This is a genomic window from Asanoa ishikariensis (genome assembly GCF_900107455.1).
In the GTDB taxonomy this organism is placed as follows: domain Bacteria; phylum Actinomycetota; class Actinomycetes; order Mycobacteriales; family Micromonosporaceae; genus Asanoa; species Asanoa ishikariensis.
Map to the genome: position 1 here is coordinate 1,251,102 of NZ_FNQB01000001.1, position 20,288 is coordinate 1,271,389.

Consider the following 20,288-nt stretch of genomic DNA (forward strand, 5'->3'; position numbering starts at 1 on the left):
ACTGGAATTGTATGACCAGCGGGCAATCGCTATTCGGTCGTGAGGTGCCAGGTCGGGCCGTCGGGGGTGTCGCGCAGTTCGACGCCGGCCGTTGTCAGCCGGTCGCGGACCGCATCGGAGGTGGCGTAGTCGCGGTTTTCCCTGGCCCTCGTGCGTAGCTCTACCAAGGCCTCGACGAACGGCCCGACCGTCTCGGCCGGGTCGGCCGCGCCCCGCCGGGCTAGCTCGCCGAGCCGGACCACCATGCCGCGCAGCACCGACCGTGGATGGTCGGCGCCGTCGTTGGTCTCGGTGTCGCCGGCCCAGTCGACGATGGCCTGCTCGAGCTCGAGCATCGCCGCCACGCAGGTGTCGACGTCGCGTGCCGCGAGGGCCGTGGTGAATCGGGCGTCGAGGGCATCGGCCGCACCCCGCAACGAGGGCTGGTCGGCCGGCGAGGCGAGGTCGAGGGCCGGGAGCGCCACGGGGACCGGGACCACCGCGGCCGACGGGCCAGCCGAGAGGTCCGCGAAAGACAGCACTGTGCCCGCAGGGAAGACCGCGCTCACGCCCGACCGGCGCAGCGTCAGCGCCCCGTTGCCGGACACCGTCGCCGTCTTCGCGTCGAGGTCGAAGACGACCGCCGTGTGCTCGTCGACGCCGATGATCAGGTGGCCCGGTGGAAGCGAAGCCTCGAGAGCGGCCAGGCGCTGCGCGCCCAGGTAGCAGTAGCGGGTGTCGTGGTTGCCGCCCTCCGCGTTGTCGTAGTGCGGGATGAGCACCGCCGGGAAACCCAACACGCCCTCGATCAGGTTGAGCCCCGGCTCCCAGTGCGGCTCGATGCCGGCCTTGTAGATCTCGTAGACCGGCACCGTGTGCGTGCCCAAGGTCAACGCTGCTGCGGACGCGAACAGCACCACGCCCGAACGGGCCAGCTTGTCGGCCAGAAGCTCGGGGATCGCGGTCTCCCGCCACTGCCGCAGCGTGTAGGTCGGGCTGCCCGGACCGGCGAACACCCAACCAGCCGCACGTAAAGACGCGAGCGCGAGCTCCTGGGCCACCGCGTCGACCGGCGGCCTCCGCCACGAGACCACCGAGACCGTGCGACCGACGCTCTGGTCGAAGTAGCGGACCGCGCGCTCCGAGATGTCGTCGGCGTTGGACTGGAAGCCGTAGGGCGTGTCGAGCAGCACGCTGGGGCCGGTCACCCGCTCGAACACCGCCCGGTGCGGCTTGACCATCGTCGGCGCCGTCTCGCCGGAGCCCATCACCACCAGCAGCCGGCTCATGACCGCACCAGCGAGAGGAGATCGGCGGCCACCTCGGCGGGGTGTTGTGCGTGCAGGTCGTGGTCGCCACCGGCGTAAGGACGTACAACGGCGTCAGGGATCGACGCGGCGACCGAAGGCGACGGAAGACCCCGACCGGCCGGCATCAGCAGGACAGGCATCGTCAACGCCGGATACCACTGCGCAGGCGGCTCGTCGTACATGCTCCGCAGGATCTCCATATGCCGCGCGACGGGCAACCGCCGCGACACCAGCCCGTCAGCGTCGACCCGCAGGTTGGCCAGGGTCGCCTCGACGGCGGAGGCGGACCAGTCCGGGTGCCCGGACCGCAGCCGCGCGCGGAAATCGGAAGCTCGCAGGCCGTCGAGCTCCGGCGGCCGCAACGCGGCCGCGCACGCGGACCAGGAGCCGAACGTGGCGGGCAGGTCGATCCAGCCGCCGTCGACCAGGGCCAGCGCTCCGACGACCCCGGGAAAGGCAGCCGCCAACCGCACGACGACGTTGCCGCCCCACGACTGACCCGCGACGATCGGTCGGGAGAGACCCAGGGAAGCGATCACGGCGGCCAGGTCAGCCGCCGCGGCCGCGGTGGAGAAGCCTGAGGAGGGCAGATCCGACTCGCCATGCCCGCGCAGGTCGACGGCGTAGGACGGATGCCCGGCCGCGGCCAGCGCCGAAGCCACCTCGGACCAGAGCCGGGCGTTGGACGCCAACCCGTGGACGAGCACGAACGCGGGCGCCGACGGGCCCGCCGTGTGGAGCACGTTGAGCCCGACGCCTTCGGCGACTGTCACCTTCACGGCGTGAATGTAGCCGCGCCCAGTGACAGTTTCAGATCCCCCGGCCGTACCGGTGCAGGGTCGAAAGCACGTTCTCGACCTTGACGGCGCCGGTCAGCGCGGCCATGGCGATCGCCGTGCGCGGCTCGCGCCAGTTGGCCCGCACCGCCTGCCGGGTCCACTTCCACGCCTCGGCGCGGTTGCCGGAGGCCGCGTTCCAGCAGGCGAGCTGGCCGTAGACCCGGGCCGCGCCAGGCGCGCAGCCGCGGATCTCCGGGTGCCGGTCCATCATCCAGCGCAGGGAGGAGATCTTCGTCTGGTACTCGTACGCGTATTGCGAACTGCGCCCCCAGAGCACCTGCACCAGCGGCTCGTCCACGTGCACGATCGGATGCCGGCGGGCGGCCCGCAGCAGCAGGTCCCAGTCCTCGTTCTGCGAGCCCGGCGCGTCCTCCGCGACCAGCCCGATCCGGTCGGACTCGACCAGCGCGGACCGCGACATCAGGAACGTCGACGAGTGCAGCATCGCCATCCGCGAGCGGGCCAACTCGGCCACGCCGACGGACGCCATCCCGGCCAGCCGGGGAGTGACCTTTCCCTGGTACGACACGGCTATCGCGCAGGTCGCGAACTCGGCCGAGGAGGCCTGCAACGCGGGCACCTGGACCCGCAGCTTGTCCGGCGCCCACTCGTCATCGTCGTCGCAGAAGGCCACCAGGTCGGTGTCCAGGGCGAGGATCCCGCTGTTGCGGGTGCCGGCCAGACCCGACGTGCGCCAGTTCGAGATGACCATCACGGGTACGCCGTCCGTGGTGGCCAGCAACAGGTCCGGCTCGGTCTGGTCGAACGCCACCACGACCCGCAACTGTCCCGGGTAGTCCTGCCGGCGCACCGCTTCCAACGCCCGCCGGAGCAACTCCGGCCGGTTGCGGGTCGGGATGACCACACCGACCGACGGCCACGGGGTCACCGCGCACCACCGCGCGAGACCATGACCGGGTAGCCGTAGGCGCGCAGCAGCGGGGCGCACACCGCGCCGACCAGCCGCCGGTCGGTGGCCGGCAGGCCGCGCAGCCAGCCGTCGTCGCGGCGCAGCGGTATCCGGCCGACCGAGAACCGCATCGGGTTGCCGGCGGCGCTGTGCCCGGTGGTCAGGTCGGCGTGCGACTCGGTCAGGAAGTCCAGATCGGAGTCGTCGAGGGTGAGCCCGGCGAAGGAGGCCAGCGCGTGCAGGCCCGCGCGCGGGTCGGCGACGAACTGCTCGTAGCGGACTCGCAGCAACGGCACGCCAAGGCGGGCCAGCAACCCGAACGCGGCGTTGTGCGCGTTCCAGAGCATGGCCGAGCGGCCGGGGGAGTAGCGCGTCATCTCGCTCTCGCCGTCGGCCTCCGGCCGGGCCACCACCTTGGTCCAACTGTGCGCGACGCCGCGCGGATCGCGTACGACGTGCGCCACCCGCAGGTCGAGGTCGGCGGACCAGCGCAGGCAATGCGCCAGCGCGCTGTGCTTGGACGAGTCGACGAGCACGGACGCCCCGGTCACCTCGGCCGCCGCTTGGTAGACGGCGGTGTAGTAGCCGGCGTACTCGCGCACCCGCACGCGGTAGTCGTCGGGCAGCCGGGTCGAGGCGAGCCGCGGGATGTGCCGGGTCCGTTCCACCGTCGCTTGGAGCGCCAGCACCCGGTGGACGTCGACGTTGGACCAGCCGCCGAACGCGAGCTCGCCGACCCGAGTCCAGAACTCGCATTCGGAGAAGCGGTCGCCGCATCCGCAGCGTTCGTCGCCGCGGATGTCGCGTTGCCAGAGGTGCACGACCTCCCCGAGCGCGCAGACCCCGGGCAGCTCACCGAGCAGCCGTTCGACCAGCGTGGTGCCGCTGCGGCCCAGTCCGCCGACGAAGAGTAGCCGTGCCACTTTTACCCACCTTCGCTCGTTTCACACACATAACGAGCGGGAGAGCCGAAGTGTCGCTTCATTACGGATTTGCCCGAGTTCACCTGGACGGTTCTCGGCTCCACATGATCACCGAACGCCGGGTGGTCACCGTGGTTCGGCAGGCACTGGCGCGCGGGCACGGCGGGCGCATCCTCACGCCCAACGTCGACATCGTCCGGCAGGCCAGGCTGGACCCGGAGGTGCGGTCCTTCCTGGACGACGCCACCCTGGTCGTCGCCGACGGGATGCCGCTGGTCTGGGCCAGCCGGCTGGCCCGCAACCCGCTGCCGGAGCGGGTCACGGGTTCCAACCTCATCTGGTCGCTCTCCGCGGGGCTGGCCGAGGACGCCCGCTCGGTCTTCGTGCTCGGCGGCGACTCACCGGCGCTCGCCGAGCAGGCCGCCGACAAGCTGGCCGAACGCTTTCCGGGCCTGAGCGTGGCCGGCCACGAATCTCCACCCTTCGGCTTCGACGCTGACCCCGCCGCGGTCGACGAGGTCGTCGCCACCGTCAGGGCGACAAAACCGGACCTGGTCTTCGTCGGCATCGGCTTCCCCCGGCAGGAGCGGCTGATCGGCCGGCTGCGCGCCGAGCTGCCGGACACCTGGTTCCTCGGCTGCGGCATGGCCGTCAACTTCGTGGCCGGCCTCCAACACCGTGCGCCGGCGTGGATGCAGCGGGCCGGCCTGGAATGGGCGCACCGGCTCAAGACCGAACCTAGGAGACTGGCCCGCCGCTACCTGCGCCACGACGCCCCGTACGCCCTGCGCCTGTTGGCCACCGCGAGCCGACGCTAAGGAGCGTTGGCCAACGACCCCGCCAACTCCTTGAACGCCGCGAAGGCCTGCTCGTCGTCGGAGATCTTGAAGTGCAGGGTCGACGGGTTGTCGTCCGGATCCGAGTCGAAGTACGCGACCGCGCGGATCTGCGGGTTGGCCTGGAACACCCGCGTCGCGTCCCGCATCCACTCCGCGCGGCGATCCGGCCCCCACTCCCGGGCCACCCCGAACTCGCCCACGATGATCGGCTTCGGCCGCTCGCCCGCCCACTTCAGGAAGTTGCCCATCAGCTCGTCGAGCGGCCGGTACGAGCTGCTCGCGTAGACGTCGACGCACGTCCAGTCGACCTGGTCGTCGCCCGGGTAGAACAGCGGCGCGTCACCCCGGTCGAAGCCCTCGGCGGTCGGGCACCACACCCACGACGCGTTGGTCGCGCCCTCCTCCTTGAAGATCTGCCGGGTGTACTTCCACGCCGCGATGTAGTCCTCCGGCGACCACATCGTCGCCCGCAGGTTGGGTCGGTCCATCTCCCAGCGGAACCGCATCATCACCGGCCGCTTCGCGCGCGCGACCCGCTTCGCCTGCGCACGGATCATCTCGTCGTGCTGACCGTCCAACATGGATCGCGTGTCGCCGGACGCCCAACTGACCATCACGATGCTGCCGCGCTTCACGTACTCCTTGTCGGTCTCGGTCCAGAACTTCTCGTCGAAGGTCCGGTAGGTGTTGATCACGTCGAACCGGCGACCGAGCTTCTTCTCGACACCGAGCACCGCGTCGCGGCGTCCCGCCTGCCCCCACACCGCCGGCTTGACCCAGGCGCCGACCCAGACCCTGTCCGTGGGCGGCTTGACCGGTCCGCTCTCGAACGGTCCTGTTCTGGTCGCCACCCCCGGGGGATGCCGGCCGAAATCGGCCGACGGCGCCGGTGAGGGGTCGGTCGCGGTGCAGCCCGCCAGTGCGGCGGCGAGAACGATGACGGACACAACGGCGGCGGGGATACGCGCGACCACGTTTCTCCTCTTTCGTCGGACGGACCGTAAACCCGGGCGTCGGTCAACCGCTCTTGCGGCGACCAGGGCGAAGCGCCTTCAAGGCGTCCAACGCGAGCGGCCCGCGCAGGAGGCGGACACCGGCCAGATACGTGGTGACCGCTACACCCAGGGCGGTCACCGTGGCGACGGCTCCGGTCCCGAGGGTGAGACCGACGATCCGCGGCGCGACGCCGAAACTGAGCACCGTGACCCCGGCCGCGGACAGCCAGCCGGCGCCGAACGGGTGCAGCCCCAGCCCGAACCCGACCTGGGCGAGCGGCAGCACGTTGTTGGCCACCACGGCGGCGGCCAGCCCGATCGCGGCGCCGAGCGCGCCCAGCCTGGGTATCAGGGCCAGGTCGAGGGCGATCGTCAGGCCGAGTGCGACCAGCACGTTGCCCAGGTTCCAGGCAGTCCGTCCGGCCATGGACAGCACGATGTCGACCATCCCGCAGCCGGTCGCCACCAGCATCGCTGCCGCCAGCACCACGACGATCGTGGCCGCATCGCGGTAGGCGGAGCCGAAGATGCTCAGGTACGCCGGCGCGTACGTCATCACCAGCAGGTAGAGCGGCCAGGTGAGCAGCACGAGCCAGCCGGTCGCGGTCTGGTAGAGGGTGTTGGCGGCGGTGCGGTCCTTCAGGGCGAGCGCCTCGGCCAGCCGGGGCTGCACGGCCTGCGAGATGCCCTGGTTCGCGAACTGGCCCAGCACGACGAACCGGCCCGCGACCGCGTACAGGCCGGCGGCGCCGAGCCCGGCGAGCGCGGCGACCAACAGCACGTCGACCCGTTGCAGGGCGAGTTGGGCGACCGAGGCGATCGAGCGCGGGCCGGTGAACCGCCAGAACTGCCGCCGCATGCTGGCCCGGTGCGAGCGCTTCACCCGGGTCGGCACGATGTCGCCCATGGTCTTGGTGTGCGCGCGGTGCAGCGCGTAGCCGGCGAGCAGGGCCGTCGGGACGTAGGGCAGCGCCCAGGCGAGCGCGAACAGGCTCGGGCTGGCCGCGCCGCTGACCGCAACCGCCGCGACTCCGGCCGTCTGGAGTCCGGGCCGGACCAGCTTGTCGAGCAGCACGGTCGGCCGGATCAGGCGGTAGCCGCGGGTGGCCGCGAGCAGCGTGTCGGACAGCACGGCCAACGGCACGAACGCGGCGAGCAGGCGGAGCTGGGTGGCCAGTTCCGCGTGCACCGGCGGCGGTGCGTCACCGGCGGTCAGCCGGGCCAGCTCGGGCGCGGCCACGAACAGCGCCACCCCGACCGCCAGCGCCGCGCAGACCACGGGTGCGAAAGCACTGCGCAGGCAGGCACCGAGCAGGAACCCGTGTCCCCGGGCGCGCAGCCGGGCCGGCCAGTAGACCAGCCCCGTCTGGGTGCCCAGCTTCGCCAGCGTCGAGGTGAGCACGAATGCCGCCGTGGCGGCGAAGAACGCGCCCGCGTGCTCGGGACCGAGCCGGTGCGCCACCAGCCAGGTGACCGCCAGTCCGGCCAGCCCGGCCACGCCCGCGCCGAGGATCCCCGCCGCCCCGCCCCGGGCGACACCGCCGATCGCCTTCTTCGTCTCCGCCGCGGCCTCGGGCGACTCGGCGACGAACGCGGGGAGCGCCGGGGGCGCGGTCATCGGCGCCAGACCGGCGGGTGGCCGAGCCATTCGGTCAGGCGGTCGTCGTGCGCCGCGAAATGTCCGGTGAGGTCGCGCCGGGTCTGTTCGTCCATGCCGGACTCGCGCGGTCGGGCGTTGTGCCGCTCGAACGGGGGATAGCCGAGGTTCGGCAGCCCCAGGAAGGCCAGCACCTCGTCGTAGACCTCTTCCGGCGTGGTGAAGAACCGTTCGCTCTCCACCACCAGCATCCGGTCGCGGCCGATCCGGCCGGCCATCGCCGAGAGGTACGTCGCGTACTCGCCGCGGGCCCGGTAGGCGTGGTGCTGGTGGGCGAAGCTGTAGTAGGTCGGATCGTCGGCGAGCCGTTCCTCCTGGCCGTGCAGCCGGCCCGGCTCGAGCGCGAGCGCCCGGGCGAACGACGGCTCCGCCTCGAAACCCCGGGCCAGCTCGTGCGCGTGCTGCGAGTAGGCGCGCTCGACCGGGTCGCGGACCAGCGTGACCAGCTTGACGCCGGGCAGGTCGCGGGCGATCCGGGCGACGGCGTGCGGGTGGTACATGTAGTAAGGGCTCGACTCGAAGGTCTGCGCCGGCACCCCGAACCGCTCTTCCACCTTGGCGGCGGTGCGCTGGAGCGGGAAGTGCCCGCGATACCACGACAGCCCGTGCTGATATGAGGTGTCGAAGTAGTGCACACCTTTGTGCAGCACGGCCTTGAGCACCACCGGGTGCGCGGCCAGCGCGCGGTACAGCGAGGTCGTGCCGCACCGCTGGCCGCCGCAGATCAGGAACGACGGCAGCATCCGGGCCGGCGCGGTGATCCGCCCGTACGACCGGGATCCGAAGTGGACGACCCGCTTGACCGGGGTCGGGACATGTGACGACTTCACCGGAACGCCTCCACGCGGCGGACGAGAACGGGCAGCAGCCAGGTGCCGAGCACGCCGAGCCGGGCACCGGCCTCGGCCTGCCGGTCGGCGAGATAACGGGCGGCCAGGTCGATCAGGTAGAGCAAGGCGGTGAGCTCGGCCGCCGCCCTGGGCACCTCGAACGGTGCGAGCAGCCGCGGCGCCCGGGTGACCGTGCGCTCGACGGCGGCCGCCGCGTCGGGGTCGGTCTGGATCCGGCGCTGTAGCTCGTAGTGCAGCGCGTCGAATCCCATCGGCACGCCCAGGGTGAACCGTTCCCAGTCCCAGACCAGCAGCGATCCGGCCAGCGTGGCCATGTTCCAGGGCGCCCAGTCGCCGTGCCAGGCCCCGTACCGCAGGTCGGTGTCGCCGGCCCGGGCGGCCAGGTCGCGGGCGGCCGCGGCCAGTGCGGCACCGTCCGGCCGGTCGGCGACGCCGGCCAGCCGCTCGCGCAGCTCCGACCAGTACGGGCTGGTCGACAGCCAGCCCTTGGACGTGCCGCAGCACAGCGCGACCGCCCGCTGAGCGGCGGCCAACCGCTCGGCGCTGAGCGGCGCCCGTGGCTGCCAGACCGGCAGCGCGCTCTGGACCAGCACCTGGTGGCCCCGCCACTGCCCGCTGTGCAGCACGCTGGGGATGGTGACGTCGTCGACCACGGCGTGTGACAGCGCTTCCAGCGCCGAGGTCTCGGCCCGCACCAGCCGGCGGGTCAACGGTCCGGTGCCCATCTTGCCGAAGCCGACCGTGCGACCGTCCCGGGCGATGAGCTGGAGCACGGGTTTGCGGTTGGCCCGTGCCGGTCCGATGTGGATGCTCAACGCGACGTCGGCACCGAGCACCCGGTGCAGGTAGCCGTCGATGGTCTCCGCATCCGGCCCGTAGACCCGGATCCGGTCTCGCAGCAGCAGCCCGCTCGCCCCGCTGCGCAGTGCGGTGACCACTGCGTCCCGCTTGAGCTTGGCGATCCGGCCCTGCGGCTCGGCGTAGCGGCGGACCGCGGCGGCGGCGATCCGCCGGGACCGGGCCGGCACCAACAGCCGTGGCCGCCGCAAATCCGGCACGACCAGGTAGTCGGCCACCGCCGTGCCGGCCACCCGGCCGTCGGTGTCGTCGCCCGGAGCCCCGTCGGTGAAGCAGGGCGCCGGATAGAGCAGATCCAGCACTTCGCGCAGGTAGGCCGCACGTAACTGGGCGTCCCGCGCGCGTAGGTGGGCCGGCGCCGTGGCGACAGGGCTCAAGGGGTCACTCCGCTCTTCTCCTGGGGCGAAGTCGCGTTGCGCCAGAGCAGCGCGTACGCGAGGAACATGAACGCCAGCGGGGTGACCAGCGTGTTGTACCAGAACATCGCGACGAACGAGCCGACCAGCGCGCAGCCGCCGGCGATCCCGATCGGGCTGCGGTCCCGCCGGAACCGCCAGAGCCCGTAGCCGAAGAAGCCCAGATAGCCCAGCGTGCCGATCAGCCCGTGCGCGAAGATGAGCTGCCAGAACTGGCCGTTGCCCCCGATGGTGAAGTTGCCGCAACGCTCGCAGTCGTGGCTCTCGCCCACGGTGATCGAGTTCCGGCCGCCGATCGTGGTCCGGGTCGACCCGAAGCCGATCAGCGGCGACTCGACCGCGCCGGTCACCGCCCGCTCGACCAGGTACGAGCGGACGCCGTTGGACTTGCCGTTGTCGAGCCGCGCGTTGACGACGTCGCCCAGCGGGGTGACCACCAGGGCGGCGCCCAGCGCGGCGAGTGCGGCGATCAGCACGCCGATCACCCAGACCCGGCCGGCGAGGGCGAGGCGGATGGCCGCGTACAACGCCGCGACGCCGATGCCGATCCACAGCCCCCGGTTCAGCGAGATCACCACGGGGATGACGGACACCGCGAGGCAGGCCACGGCGAGCACCCGGGTCCGGCGACGGCTGGCCGCGCCGAAGACCGCGGCGCAGAACCAGACCATCAGCAGGCAGAAGTTGTTGCCCCAGGTGTTCGTGTAGCCCCAGGGTGCCGCCGGGCGAGGCCGGTCGTCGCCGAGGATGTCGTGGATCTGGGCCGCGTACGGGTGGACCAGGCTCCGGATGAAGCCCTTGTCGCGGATGTGTTCGGGCAACAGGAGCTCGATCGGCGAGGTGAACTCGAACGTGCCGGCGAAGACGCCGAGCAGTCCGCCGGCGACCGTGACGGCGAACAGCCAGGCGAGCTGCCGGACCAGTTTGGCCATCGGTAGCTCGCGCTCGGTCAGGTTGCCGGCGTAGAGCAGGAGCACGGTCAGCGCGGCGTACTCGCCGAGCCGGAACAGCACCCCGGGGATCCGTTCGATCCCGCGCTCGGGCACCGTGCCGATCGGGTCGGCACCGAGGACGGCGACACCGATCACCAGCACGGCGAGGAACACGACCCAGAACGCGAACCCGGGTGGCAGCCGCACGGCGCGCCCCGACGTGTGCACCTTGATCAGGTACCAGGCCATCGGCACGGCGGCCATCGGGAAGATCAGGACGCCGAGGCCGAGCGCCCACCACAGTGGATAGAGCAGGAGGATTCCGGTCAGCGGCCAGGCGGGAAGCCAGACGTCCGGTGCCAGCGGCCGCCGCGCCGAAGCGGGGCGGCCACGGTCACGAAGCGGTGTGCTGACCATTGTTGGCGGCGCGGTCCATGTCGCGGAGGGTTTCGCCGTCGAGCCGGCGCAGCACCGCGGTGTCGGGGTCCTCGGGCTTGGCGCGGCCGGGGCGCCGGGGCGCCGTCGGCCGGTTGCGCAGCCGGGGCTGACTGCCGGAGAGGTTGACGCCGGCCACGCTCAGGTCGCCGGAGTCGTCCTCGGCACCGGAGGGCCGGGCCCGGGGCAGGTCGCGGCCCTTGTCGGCCCGCTGGTCGCCTCGGCCCTCGCCCCGCAGCACCTCGCCGGAGGGGTCCAGGTCGCGCAGGTCGTCGAAGTCCGGCGTGTCCTCGTCGTGGCTGAAGTCGGCGTCGTCGTCGCCGAGCCCGGACTGGCTTTCCGCGGCCGGCACGAGCCGGGGGATCACCACGGTGCCGAGCAGCGGCGTGCCGACCCGGGTGAGCTGGGCGACGGCGTCGACCACCTCGGGGCGGCGGGTGCGCCGCAGCTCGACCGTGAGGATCGCCGCGTCGGCGAGGCGGGCCAGGCTCTGCGCGTCCGCGCTGCTGGCGGTGGAGGGTGCGTCGATCACCACGTACCAGTCCCGGCGGCGGAGCTGGCCGAGCGCCTGGCGCAGCGCCTGCGACTGGAGCAGTCCGCCGGCACTGCCGGTGCCGCCGGTGGTGATCACCCGCAGCGACGGCACGCGGGGTGCCCGCTGCACGGCCGCGCGCAGCGGGACCTTGCCGGTCAGCACGTCGCCGAGGCCCGGTGTGGCGCCGACTCCGAACAGCCGTGCCAGTGGCGCGGCGTCGACCATGCTGTCCGGCAGGTGGGCACCGAGCAGCAGCACCTCACTGCCGCTGCGCGCCATGGCGGCGGCCAGGTTGGCGGCGACCAGGGTGGACGCCACCCCCCGGCTGGCGCCCGCGACGACCACGACCCGGTCCTCGGGACGCAGGCTGGCCAGCACCTCGTTGCGCAGGCGGTTGAAGGTGCGGCCGCCGGTCGCGTACGGCTGGAAGACCTCGTCGAGCTGCGGACCGCTGGCCAACGTGAGCTCGGCCAGCACGGGCACCCGGGACGCCCGCTCCACGTCGGCGGCCGCTCGGACCCGGCGGTCGAGCCGCTCGCGGATCACCGCGACCGACAGGCCGAGCAGCAGTCCCAGCATCGCGCCGGTGGCCAGGTTGAGCTTCCGGTTGGGCTTGCTCGGCGTGGTCGGCAACTGCGCGTCACTGATGATCTTGCCTGCGCTGACCGTCTCGGTGGTCAGGTCGTTGAGCTTGCCGCTCAGCGAGTTGAGCTGGCTCTGGTTGGTGCTGCGCTGGCTCTCCAGGCTCGGCCGCGACGCGCTGTCCCGGGGCAGGTCGGCGAGCTTGGAGTTGATCTGGGTGAGGCTCGTGTTGAGCTGCTTGACCTTGCTGTTCAGTGCGGAGATCTGCGCGTCGATGCCGGCTTGCGCGCTGGCCTCGCGGTTGCGCAGGTACGCCTCGGCGAAAGCGTGCGAGCCGGTCTGTGCCCGGGCGGGATCGGCCGACTTGTAGGTGATCTCCAGGACCGCGGTGTTCGGCGGGACGGTGACCGAGACGCCCTTGGCCAGCACGTCCGGCGCGTCGCCGGAGCGGAGCAGGTCGGCCGCCCCGACCGCGATCTGGGTCGAGCCGACTAGCTGCGCTTCGGTGTCGAGGTTGATGTCGCCCTTGGTCCGGCCGCCGGCCACGTTCGTGTCCTGGCCGGCCGGCTGTACGAGGACGGAGGTGACCGACTCGTAGGTCTTCGGCATGACCTGGGTGGCGCCGAGGCCGGCGCCGACTCCGAGCGTGCAGCCGAGTACGACGAGCCACCACTGCCTGCGGAGGAGGCCGAGGTAGTCCGAAAGGTCGGGCGCGGTGGGGCCGGTGGTTTCCACGGGTGGTTCAACGGGCGGGCCGGGTCTCGCGTAACTCGCCCGTGGGGGGACGAATCAGTACATAGGGCGTACTGGTCGGTCACCCATAAAAACCGCTAAGGCTCCCAAGTAGCTGATTTTGGATAAAGTCGGACGTGTGCACCATCAGCCACGCCGGTAGACAGGCGTCACGATGGAGGGAAAGTGATGGTCAGACCATTCGGAGCACGCGCCGCGATCGCGGCTGGCCTCACCGGCTTCGCCATCCTGGCGGGCGTCGTCGGCGGTGCCCTCGGGTCCAATCCCGACCTCCGTCTGGCGGCCAGTGCCGACGGCTACACCACGACCGTCGCCGACGGGCCGAACAGCGGCCGCCTCCAGTTGGTCGCCGGCGGCATGGGTGGCGGTGCCGCGGTCACCTACCTCAAGTTCGACGTGACCAGCCAGCGGGCCAAGCGCAAACCGGCCGCGGCGGAGCTCACGCTGACCCGGCGGGCGGGCGCGCTGCCACCGCTGATCGAGCTCAGCGCGGTGCCCGCGACCTCGTGGCTGGAGGACCGGCTGGACCGGCGGAGCGCGCCGCGCCTGGGCTCGGTGATCGCCGCCGCACGTCCTGGGCGCTCCGACAGGTCGGTCCGGTTCGACGTCTCCAAGGCGATCAAGGGCCGGGGGACGTACGCGTTCGCGGTGACCGCTCCCGGCGGTGGGCTGGCCGACTTCTTCGACGCCGACGACGTGCGGCCTTCGCAGGGCCGGACCGAGCCGACACTGCGGGTGTCCTGGCAGGACGCTGTGCTCCCGTGGTTGGGCGGTGGCGGTGCTCCGGGGATTCCCGGTGGCGGCGGTGCGCCCGGCATCCCCGACCCTGACGACGTGCCCGGGGTGCCCGGGGGCGGCGGAGCGCCGGGCGTGCCCTCGTTCCCTCGGCCGAGTCTGCCGCCGCTGCCCGACCTGCCGGATCTGCCCGACCTACCCGACCCGGACCCGACTGATGACCCGACGACGCCGGCCCCGACGCCGACCCAGACTCCTACGTCGACTCCGACCGTGACTCCGACGACGGATCCGACCACGCCTCCGCCGACCACGAACCCGACGCCGACCACCAACCCGACGCCGACCACCAACCCGACTCCGACCAGTGACCCGACTCCGACCGTTGGGCCGACCACGCCGGCTCCGACGACCAGCCCGACCGTCGGGCCGACCACGCCGACGCCGACCCCGACCACAGACCCGACGCCGGGTGACCCGCGCTGCACGTTGGGCGCGAAGCTCGTACCCACGTGTGGGGTGCTCTGGGGTGTCGCACCTGGTGCGCATACCGACCAGTCACGCGACGAGGCGCTGGCCGACTTCGAGTCGGACACCGGCCGGACGCAGGCGATCTACCACGCGTATCACCGTGGCACCGAGATCTTCCCGACCTCGATGGAAATGCGGCTGGCCCGCGACCCGGCCAAGCCCCGCCTGCTGTTCCTCAACTGGAAGCCGACGGGCGCGAGCTGGGCCCAGATCGCCCGTGGCGACGAGGACACCGACAACTACCTGGACCGGCTGGCCGAGCACATCCGCGACAACTTCAACGAGCCGTTCTACTTCACCGTGCACCACGAGCCGGAGAACGACGTCCGGGCGAGCAGCGGTTCCGGCTACACGGCCACCGACTACCGGAACATGTTCCGCTACGTCATCAACCGCATCCGCGCGCAGGGCGTGACCAACCTGGTGTCGGTGATGGTGCACATGGCGTACATCCCATGGCTGACGCAGTCGTGGTGGGAGGACCTGTATCCCGGTGACGACGTGGTCGACTGGCTGGCCTGGGACGTCTACGCGCACAGCGTTCCCGGCGAGCACGGGTACGGCGACTTCAGCGAGTTGATGAACCGCACGTCCAGCAGCGCGCCGGACTGGCCGGGCTTCTACAACTACGCGGCACAGCGGCATCCGAACAAGCCGTTCATGCTGGCCGAGTGGGGCGTCTGGTACTCGTCCCAGGACCGCGACCACCAGGCCGAGGTGTTCGATTCGGTGGCCAAACAGCTCTCGCTGTTCCCGAGGCTCAAGGCGATGGTCTACTTCGACACGCCGGCCGACCAGAGCGGCAAGGACTCGCGGGTGACCCGCACCGCCGACGGCCTGGCCGCGTACCGCCGGCTCGGTCTGGACCAGAACTTCCAGGTGGACCTGAAGTGACCAGGTGCGGGTGCCCCCTCCTCGGGGGGCACCCGCCGTGGTCACGAGAGCTTCGCGAGGTACGCGGCCAGCGCGTCGTAGGACTGACCGGCGCCCTCGGACATCCCGGACTCGATCATGCCGTCGCGCTCTTCCTTCGTGTCGAAGCGCGTGACGCTGGTGACGGTGGTCTTGCCGTCGTCCTCGGTCAGCTCCAGCGTCTCCACGCAGATCTGGCCGGGCATGCCCTCGAACTCGAACGTCTGCACGATCCGGTTCGGCGCCTGGATCTCCCGGTACTCGCCGCGGAACGCCCAGTCGCCGTCGGGCGCGTGCTCGACGAAGCGCCAACGGCCGCCGACCCGGAAGTCCAGCTCGCAGTCGAGCGGATTGCCGCGCCCCCACCAGTGCTTGACGTGTTCGCACGAGGAATGCGCGTCGAAGACCAGGGCGAGCGGCGCGTCGAACACCCGCACCATCTTGACTTCCAGGTCGGACGGTGTGGTCACGGTCAGGTTCTGCGACATCTCAGTTCTCCTTCTGGATCTTCGTCAGATACGTGCCCAGTTCGTCATAGCGCTCCTCCCAGAAGCGCCGGTACTCAGTCACCCATTCGGCGACCCCACGCAACGGCGCGGCGTCCAACCGACACGGCCGCCACTGCGCGTGTATGCCCCGAGTGATCAGCCCGGCCCGCTCGAGCACCTTCAGGTGCTTGGACACGGCCTGCAAGCTGATCGGAAACGGCTCGGCGAGCTCGTTGACCGTGGCCTCTCCCTCCGCGAGCCGAGCCAGAATCGCCCGCCGCGTGGGGTCAGCGAGTGCGCTGAACACCTCGCTCAACCGGTCCACCCCGCCTACCTTCCTCAACCACTCGGTTAATCAACCCATAAGTTGAATATGCTGCGTACGGCCACCGCTGTCAAGCCGTTCGCGGGTTTTCCTAGGGGCGGCGGTGGTACTTCGGGCCGTCCGCGTCGCCCATCTCGCCCCGGTAGACGCCGTGGCGCAGCTCGGACACGTAGCCCTCCAGCTCGGGCATGCCCATCCGCCTGGCCGTGTCGAGCTCGGCCTCGACGTCGTAGGGGACGCGCACGAACTGGATGCCGAACGGAGCCTCGCGCTCAGAGCCGACGGCGCCTTCGAGGATCACGTACACCGGCGTGGGGTCGTCCATCGCGTTTCCGACGCTGCCGGTGTTGAACAGCGTCCGGCGGTTGCGGTCCACCTCGTAGAACGGGTCGTGCGTGTCGCCGTAGCCGACGATGGTCGGTGGTGGGCCGTCGCCGGTCGCCGGGGTGTTCGCGAACATCCCGAGGAACTCGTCCTCGTCGTGGTCGAACCGCACGCGGCGGTGCACGCTGGCCGCGGAGGCGTGGAAGAGCCGCACCTGCCGGCCGCTGAGCAGGAAGTCGTGGCTGAAGGGCAGACCGCGCAGCCACGCGCCCTGGCCGTCGGCGAGTTGCGCCAGCCACCACGCCATCGCCTCGTTGTCGTACGTCCGGTCCGGGTCGGGCAGGAAGTCGTCCCAGTTGCCGAGGATGTTGACCTCGCACCGCTGCTGGCAGATCTCGACCACCTCGCGGCCGCGCGGACCTTTGCCCACGTAGTCGCCGAGGTTGAAGATCCGGTCGATCCCACGCGCGTCGATGTCGGCCAGGACTGCCTCGAGCGCGGTCAGATTGCCGTGGACGTCAGAGATGAGAGCGATGCGATCCACGCCCCGATGGTAGGCGAGGCGTGATCTTGCGATAGACCGCGCGAGCGTGCCCGGGTCCCCCTCGAACCCGGGCACGTCGGCGGGTGTCAGTCAGGCGTAGGCCGGCACCTCGGGGCGGCTCGTGTGTCGCGCCGCCGCCTCCGCTCGGCTCGCACTGCGCAGAATGCTGACGCTGATCGCCAGCGTCCACAGGCTCCACAGCGCGCCCATGCTCGCGGTGGTTCCCCAGCCCTGCGCGCTGTAGAAGTCGGCGGCGTCGTCACCGAAGAACACCGCGGGGACGAAGGCCAGGTTGATCACCGCGAGGACGTACGCGGAGCGGCCCACCCACTTCGGCAGGAACCGCAGCCGGCCCACCGCGATGCCCAGCGCGACAAGCAGCAGCGCCATCAGCAGGCGGGAGATCCCGCCCTGCATCAGGTACTGGGCCGCGGCGAACGGGCCCTCGGTGGTCGTGTCGATGTCGCGGTCGACGGAGATGGCCGCGCCGGCCTCCATCGACTGCGTCACGAAGACCATGACCACCCAGAGCGCGCCGGCCACCTGGATGAGGCTCGCCAGCCACTCCGCGCGGGGGTCGACCGTGCGGATGAGCTGCCGCAGCCCGGCGAAGAACACGAGGTAGAGCGTGCATCCGGTGATCCCGACCAGGCTGCGGGTCAGGATGTCCCAGTCGGGCGGCGTCTCGTAGAGGAAATAGAGCGGCACCTGCGCGACGATGAACAGGCTGGCCAGGATGCCGAAGGTGCCGGCGGTGCGGCGGGTTGCTGCCTCGCTCACGGCGAGTCCTTTCGTTGGGTACGAACACGGCGGCGCGCACGGCGGCGAGCCGCGACGAGACGTATCGTCTCGCACGCTTTCGACGCTAGGCTCCGGTTCGCCCCTCCGTCAAGACGGACCGTCTCGTCTTCTTGCTAAACTTCGGCGCATGAGCCCGAACCTGGACCGCCGCAACGAGCGGTCGCGCCAAGCGATCATCGAGGCGGCCATGGCCCTGTGCCGTGAGCAAGGGCTCGCCCGCACGACCGTCGAGGAGATCGCCAAGCGGGCCGGCGTCGGCAAGCAGACGATCTACCGTTGGTGGCCGTCCAAGACCGCGGTGGTCGAGGAGGGCATCAACGAACTGGCCGGCACGGCGACCGACTTCCCGGACACCGGGGACCTGCTCGCCGACCTACGCACCCAGATGGCCGGCGTGGCGTCGATCCTGTCGAGCCCGCTGTTCGCGCCCTACCTCAGCCTGATCGGGGCGGCCCAGGACGACCCGGAGCTGGCCAAGTCGTTCCTGGACGGCCTGGTCAAACCACGGGTGAACGCGGCCCGCGAACGCCTGCGGGCGGCCCAGGACCAGGGCCAACTGCGCGCGGACGCCGACCTCGACGACGTGGTCGAGCTGCTCTACGGCCCGATCTACTACCGCGCGCTGCTGCACACCCGCCCACCATCGCCGGCGCAGGTCGACGAGCTTCTCCGCATCGCCTTCGCCGGTCTGGCCCCGCGCTGATGAGCACGGTTGTCCTGATCCACGGTGGGCTCTGGGACGACGACATGAACGCGGACCGGTTCTGGCGCCGGCCCGGGATCGTGACCGGTCTGGAGCGGCACGGCATCGAGGTGCTGGCGCCCGATCGGCCAGCGCGGGCACCGGGTTGGGCGGCCGAGGCCGATCAGCTCGCGGCGGTGCTGCCCGACCGGCCGATCATCCTTGTCGGGGGGTCCAACGGCTGCTCGACCGCGGTACGCCTCGCCCTGGCGTGGCCGGAACGGGTCGCGCGGCTGCTGTTGGCCTGGCCGGCCACCGCCGGCGACCCGGACGTCGACGCCCGCACCCGCCAGGGCCTCGCAGACCTCGGTGCCGCACCGCAGATAGCCGACGCGCTGCTGGCGGGCCAGACGCTGCGCGGCCTTAGCGACGACGAGCTGGCCGAGATCAAGGCACCCGTCGGCGTGCTCCCCTCGGTCCCGGAGAACCCGATGCACCAGCGGCGCACCGTCGACGCCCTGCTGCGCATCCTGCCCGACGCCGTCGAGCTGCCCGGCTGCCCCGAACCTCCCCGCCCGGAGTTCACGGCCGAGGCCTTCGTCGCCGGGTTCAGTGTTTGGGCTCTACCCAGCCCGTCTCGGTCAGGTAGTCCAGGACCGTACCCACCGCTTCGTCCACGCTGAGCGTGCTCGTGTCGATGGTGAGCTCCGCGTCGCGCGGGGTCTCGTAGGGGTCGTCGATCCCGGTCATGCCCTTGATCAACCCAGCTCGGGCCTTGGCGTAGAGGCCCTTGCGGTCGCGCTGCTCGCAGACCTCCAGCGGCGTCGCCACGTGCACCAGCACGAAACCGGCACCCGCCAGCGTGGCCATCTCGCGGGCCGTCTTGCGCGCCTCGGCATACGGGGCGATCGGGCAGCAGAGCGCCATCCCGCGGTGGCGGGCCACCTCGGCCGCCACCCAGCCGATCCGGCGGATGTTCAGGTCGCGGTCTTCCTTGCTGAAGCCGAGGCCCGCGGACAGTTCCCGCCGCACCACATCGCCGTCGAGCAGGGTCACCGTGCGGTCGCCGGTCTCGCGCAGGTGGTCCGCGATGCCCCGGGCGACCGTCGACTTGCCGGAGCCGGACAGCCCCGTCAGGAACACCACGATGCCGCGCTGGCGGCGGGGTGGGCGGGCGCGGGCCAACTCCTTGGCCACCGCCGGCGGGGTGTGCCACTCGGGCAGCGGGAAGCCCCGGTCGAGCAGGTCGTCGATCTCGTCGTTGCGCAGCGCCAGGCGGCGGTTGCGGGGCGGGATGTCGTCGCGCCAGCGCCACTGGCCGTCGCGGTTGTCGTAGGCGAGCTCCCGCGGGACCAGCACCCGCGGGCCGCCGCCGGAGAGCATGTCGCCGGTGGAGAGCAGGTGGGTGACGCCGTAGGCGGCGGCGACCCGTGCCCGCAGCAGCGCGTCGCGGATCTCGTCGCCGCGGCGGACCAGCGGCACCGCGACCAGGGTGGCGGGCGGCATCCGGTCGCGGGCGGCGAACACCGTGCGGACCAGCACCTCCGGCGACAGACCGCCGGGGCCGGCGTCGCCGACCGGGATCAAGATCAAGACATGGGCGGCCAGCGTACGCGCGGCGTGCGCGATCTGGGCCAGTTGCGGCCGGTGCAGTGGGCGGTCGGCGACCACGCCGAGGACCCGGCCGGGTGGCAGCAGCTCGCGTACCTCGGCGGGCGTGCGGCGCAGCCGTTGGAACGGGCCGTGCCGGCCGTCGCCGATCTGCCGGACCACACCACCCACGCCGTAGCGGCCCTCGCGCGTCGGCCAGGCGTCACCGACCTCGATCGCCGCGATCGGGGCGCCCTCCTGGTCGGTGAGCACCACCGAGCGTTGGGTCGGGTCCTCGAGGACGAGGCCGAGGGCCAGCGACTCGGGGATCTCCAGGGTCACCGGCAGCGGCCAGGGAGTCCCGTCGGCGAGCCGGCCGCGGCGTTGGAGAGCGGTCAGGTCGGCTCGGCCGAGGAAACCGGTCAGCGGCGCGTAGGCGCCGGTGAGCAGCAACTCCAGGTCGGCGAGCTCGCCCGGCCGAGGGTTGTATGCCGGCGCGTCGCGCAGCATCTCGTCGGGCATCAGCCAACCGCGCTCGCTCA

The 20,288-nt window shown here is 71.6% G+C and carries 19 protein-coding genes; 4 read left to right on the forward strand and 15 right to left on the reverse strand.

What is annotated here, in order from left to right; all coding sequences use genetic code 11:
• Positions 1 to 29: 29 nt before the first annotated feature.
• From BLV39_RS05940 to BLV39_RS05955, 4 genes are read right to left on the reverse strand one after another with little or no spacing between them, the layout of a single operon-like run.
• Positions 30 to 1,268 (reverse strand): hypothetical protein, encoded by a 1,239-nt coding sequence (locus BLV39_RS05940; RefSeq protein WP_090788182.1) that lies wholly within the window; start codon positions 1,266 to 1,268, stop codon positions 30 to 32.
• Positions 1,265 to 2,068, reverse strand: a complete 804-nt coding sequence (locus BLV39_RS05945) for an alpha/beta fold hydrolase (protein WP_204082797.1) — start codon at positions 2,066 to 2,068, stop codon at positions 1,265 to 1,267. The genes BLV39_RS05940 and BLV39_RS05945 overlap by 4 nt, the downstream gene beginning before the upstream one ends.
• A gap of 31 nt (positions 2,069 to 2,099) precedes the next feature.
• A complete protein-coding gene (locus BLV39_RS05950) occupies positions 2,100 to 3,017 on the reverse strand; it encodes a glycosyltransferase family 2 protein (protein ID WP_090788186.1) in 918 nt (305 codons plus the stop codon).
• The gene (locus BLV39_RS05955) at positions 3,014 to 3,961 is read right to left on the reverse strand and encodes a sulfotransferase family protein (RefSeq protein WP_090788188.1); all 948 of its coding nucleotides are present in this window, start codon (positions 3,959 to 3,961) and stop codon (positions 3,014 to 3,016) included. The genes BLV39_RS05950 and BLV39_RS05955 overlap by 4 nt, the downstream gene beginning before the upstream one ends.
• 104 nt (positions 3,962 to 4,065) lie before the next feature.
• Between BLV39_RS05955 and BLV39_RS05960 the strand changes: the two genes are divergently transcribed.
• Complete coding sequence (locus tag BLV39_RS05960) at positions 4,066 to 4,779, forward strand: WecB/TagA/CpsF family glycosyltransferase (protein WP_090788190.1); 714 nt, start codon at positions 4,066 to 4,068, stop codon at positions 4,777 to 4,779.
• Here the strand turns inward: BLV39_RS05960 and BLV39_RS05965 are convergent.
• The 6 genes from BLV39_RS05965 to BLV39_RS05990 are packed head-to-tail and all read right to left on the reverse strand — an operon-like array spanning position 4,776 to position 12,796.
• Entirely contained in the window at positions 4,776 to 5,774 is a 999-nt protein-coding gene (locus tag BLV39_RS05965) for a glycoside hydrolase family 26 protein (RefSeq protein ID WP_239083731.1), read from the reverse strand. The genes BLV39_RS05960 and BLV39_RS05965 overlap by 4 nt on opposite strands.
• A 43-nt stretch (positions 5,775 to 5,817) precedes the next feature.
• Positions 5,818 to 7,413: a lipopolysaccharide biosynthesis protein gene (locus tag BLV39_RS05970; RefSeq protein ID WP_143049653.1), complete on the reverse strand. Its 1,596-nt coding sequence runs from the start codon at positions 7,411 to 7,413 to the stop codon at positions 5,818 to 5,820.
• Positions 7,410 to 8,282 (reverse strand): sulfotransferase domain-containing protein, encoded by an 873-nt coding sequence (locus BLV39_RS05975; RefSeq protein WP_090788192.1) that lies wholly within the window; start codon positions 8,280 to 8,282, stop codon positions 7,410 to 7,412. The genes BLV39_RS05970 and BLV39_RS05975 overlap by 4 nt, the downstream gene beginning before the upstream one ends.
• Positions 8,279 to 9,538 carry a hypothetical protein gene (locus BLV39_RS05980; RefSeq protein ID WP_090788194.1) on the reverse strand — a complete coding sequence of 420 codons (1,260 nt, stop codon included), beginning with the start codon at positions 9,536 to 9,538 and terminating at the stop codon, positions 8,279 to 8,281. Before BLV39_RS05980 ends, BLV39_RS05975 begins: the two co-directional genes overlap by 4 nt.
• Positions 9,535 to 10,926 carry an O-antigen ligase family protein gene (locus tag BLV39_RS05985; protein WP_239083732.1) on the reverse strand — a complete coding sequence of 464 codons (1,392 nt, stop codon included), beginning with the start codon at positions 10,924 to 10,926 and terminating at the stop codon, positions 9,535 to 9,537. Before BLV39_RS05985 ends, BLV39_RS05980 begins: the two co-directional genes overlap by 4 nt.
• Positions 10,904 to 12,796: a GNVR domain-containing protein gene (locus BLV39_RS05990; protein ID WP_090788196.1), complete on the reverse strand. Its 1,893-nt coding sequence runs from the start codon at positions 12,794 to 12,796 to the stop codon at positions 10,904 to 10,906. Before BLV39_RS05990 ends, BLV39_RS05985 begins: the two co-directional genes overlap by 23 nt.
• A gap of 186 nt (positions 12,797 to 12,982) precedes the next feature.
• Here BLV39_RS05990 and BLV39_RS42825 point away from each other — a divergent pair, with 186 nt between their 5' ends.
• Positions 12,983 to 14,974: a glycoside hydrolase family 26 protein gene (locus BLV39_RS42825; RefSeq protein WP_176984781.1), complete on the forward strand. Its 1,992-nt coding sequence runs from the start codon at positions 12,983 to 12,985 to the stop codon at positions 14,972 to 14,974.
• A gap of 41 nt (positions 14,975 to 15,015) precedes the next feature.
• Here the strand turns inward: BLV39_RS42825 and BLV39_RS06000 are convergent, their stop codons facing one another.
• From BLV39_RS06000 to BLV39_RS06015, 4 genes are all read right to left on the reverse strand, one after another.
• On the reverse strand, positions 15,016 to 15,480 hold the full coding sequence (locus BLV39_RS06000; RefSeq protein ID WP_090788199.1) for an SRPBCC family protein: 465 nt from the start codon (positions 15,478 to 15,480) through the stop codon (positions 15,016 to 15,018).
• A 1-nt stretch (position 15,481) separates the two neighbouring features.
• Positions 15,482 to 15,805, reverse strand: a complete 324-nt coding sequence (locus tag BLV39_RS06005; RefSeq protein WP_204082798.1) for an ArsR/SmtB family transcription factor — start codon at positions 15,803 to 15,805, stop codon at positions 15,482 to 15,484.
• Between the two features lie 91 nt (positions 15,806 to 15,896).
• Positions 15,897 to 16,673 carry a metallophosphoesterase family protein gene (locus BLV39_RS06010; protein ID WP_090788203.1) on the reverse strand — a complete coding sequence of 259 codons (777 nt, stop codon included), beginning with the start codon at positions 16,671 to 16,673 and terminating at the stop codon, positions 15,897 to 15,899.
• A 90-nt stretch (positions 16,674 to 16,763) separates the two neighbouring features.
• Entirely contained in the window at positions 16,764 to 17,453 is a 690-nt protein-coding gene (locus BLV39_RS06015; protein WP_090788205.1) for a hypothetical protein, read from the reverse strand.
• A gap of 148 nt (positions 17,454 to 17,601) precedes the next feature.
• On the opposite strand from BLV39_RS06015, the gene BLV39_RS06020 reads away from it, so the two are divergent.
• Together BLV39_RS06020 and BLV39_RS06025 are read left to right on the forward strand one after the other, a co-directional pair.
• On the forward strand, positions 17,602 to 18,177 hold the full coding sequence (locus tag BLV39_RS06020; RefSeq protein ID WP_090788207.1) for a TetR/AcrR family transcriptional regulator: 576 nt from the start codon (positions 17,602 to 17,604) through the stop codon (positions 18,175 to 18,177).
• Entirely contained in the window at positions 18,177 to 18,839 is a 663-nt protein-coding gene (locus tag BLV39_RS06025) for an alpha/beta fold hydrolase (protein ID WP_204082799.1), read from the forward strand. Before BLV39_RS06020 ends, BLV39_RS06025 begins: the two co-directional genes overlap by 1 nt.
• Here the strand turns inward: BLV39_RS06025 and cysC are convergent.
• Positions 18,766 to 20,268 (reverse strand): adenylyl-sulfate kinase, encoded by a 1,503-nt coding sequence (gene cysC, locus BLV39_RS06030; protein WP_090791185.1) that lies wholly within the window; start codon positions 20,266 to 20,268, stop codon positions 18,766 to 18,768. The two genes, BLV39_RS06025 and cysC, sit on opposite strands and share 74 nt — an antisense overlap.
• Positions 20,269 to 20,288 lie beyond the last annotated feature (20 nt).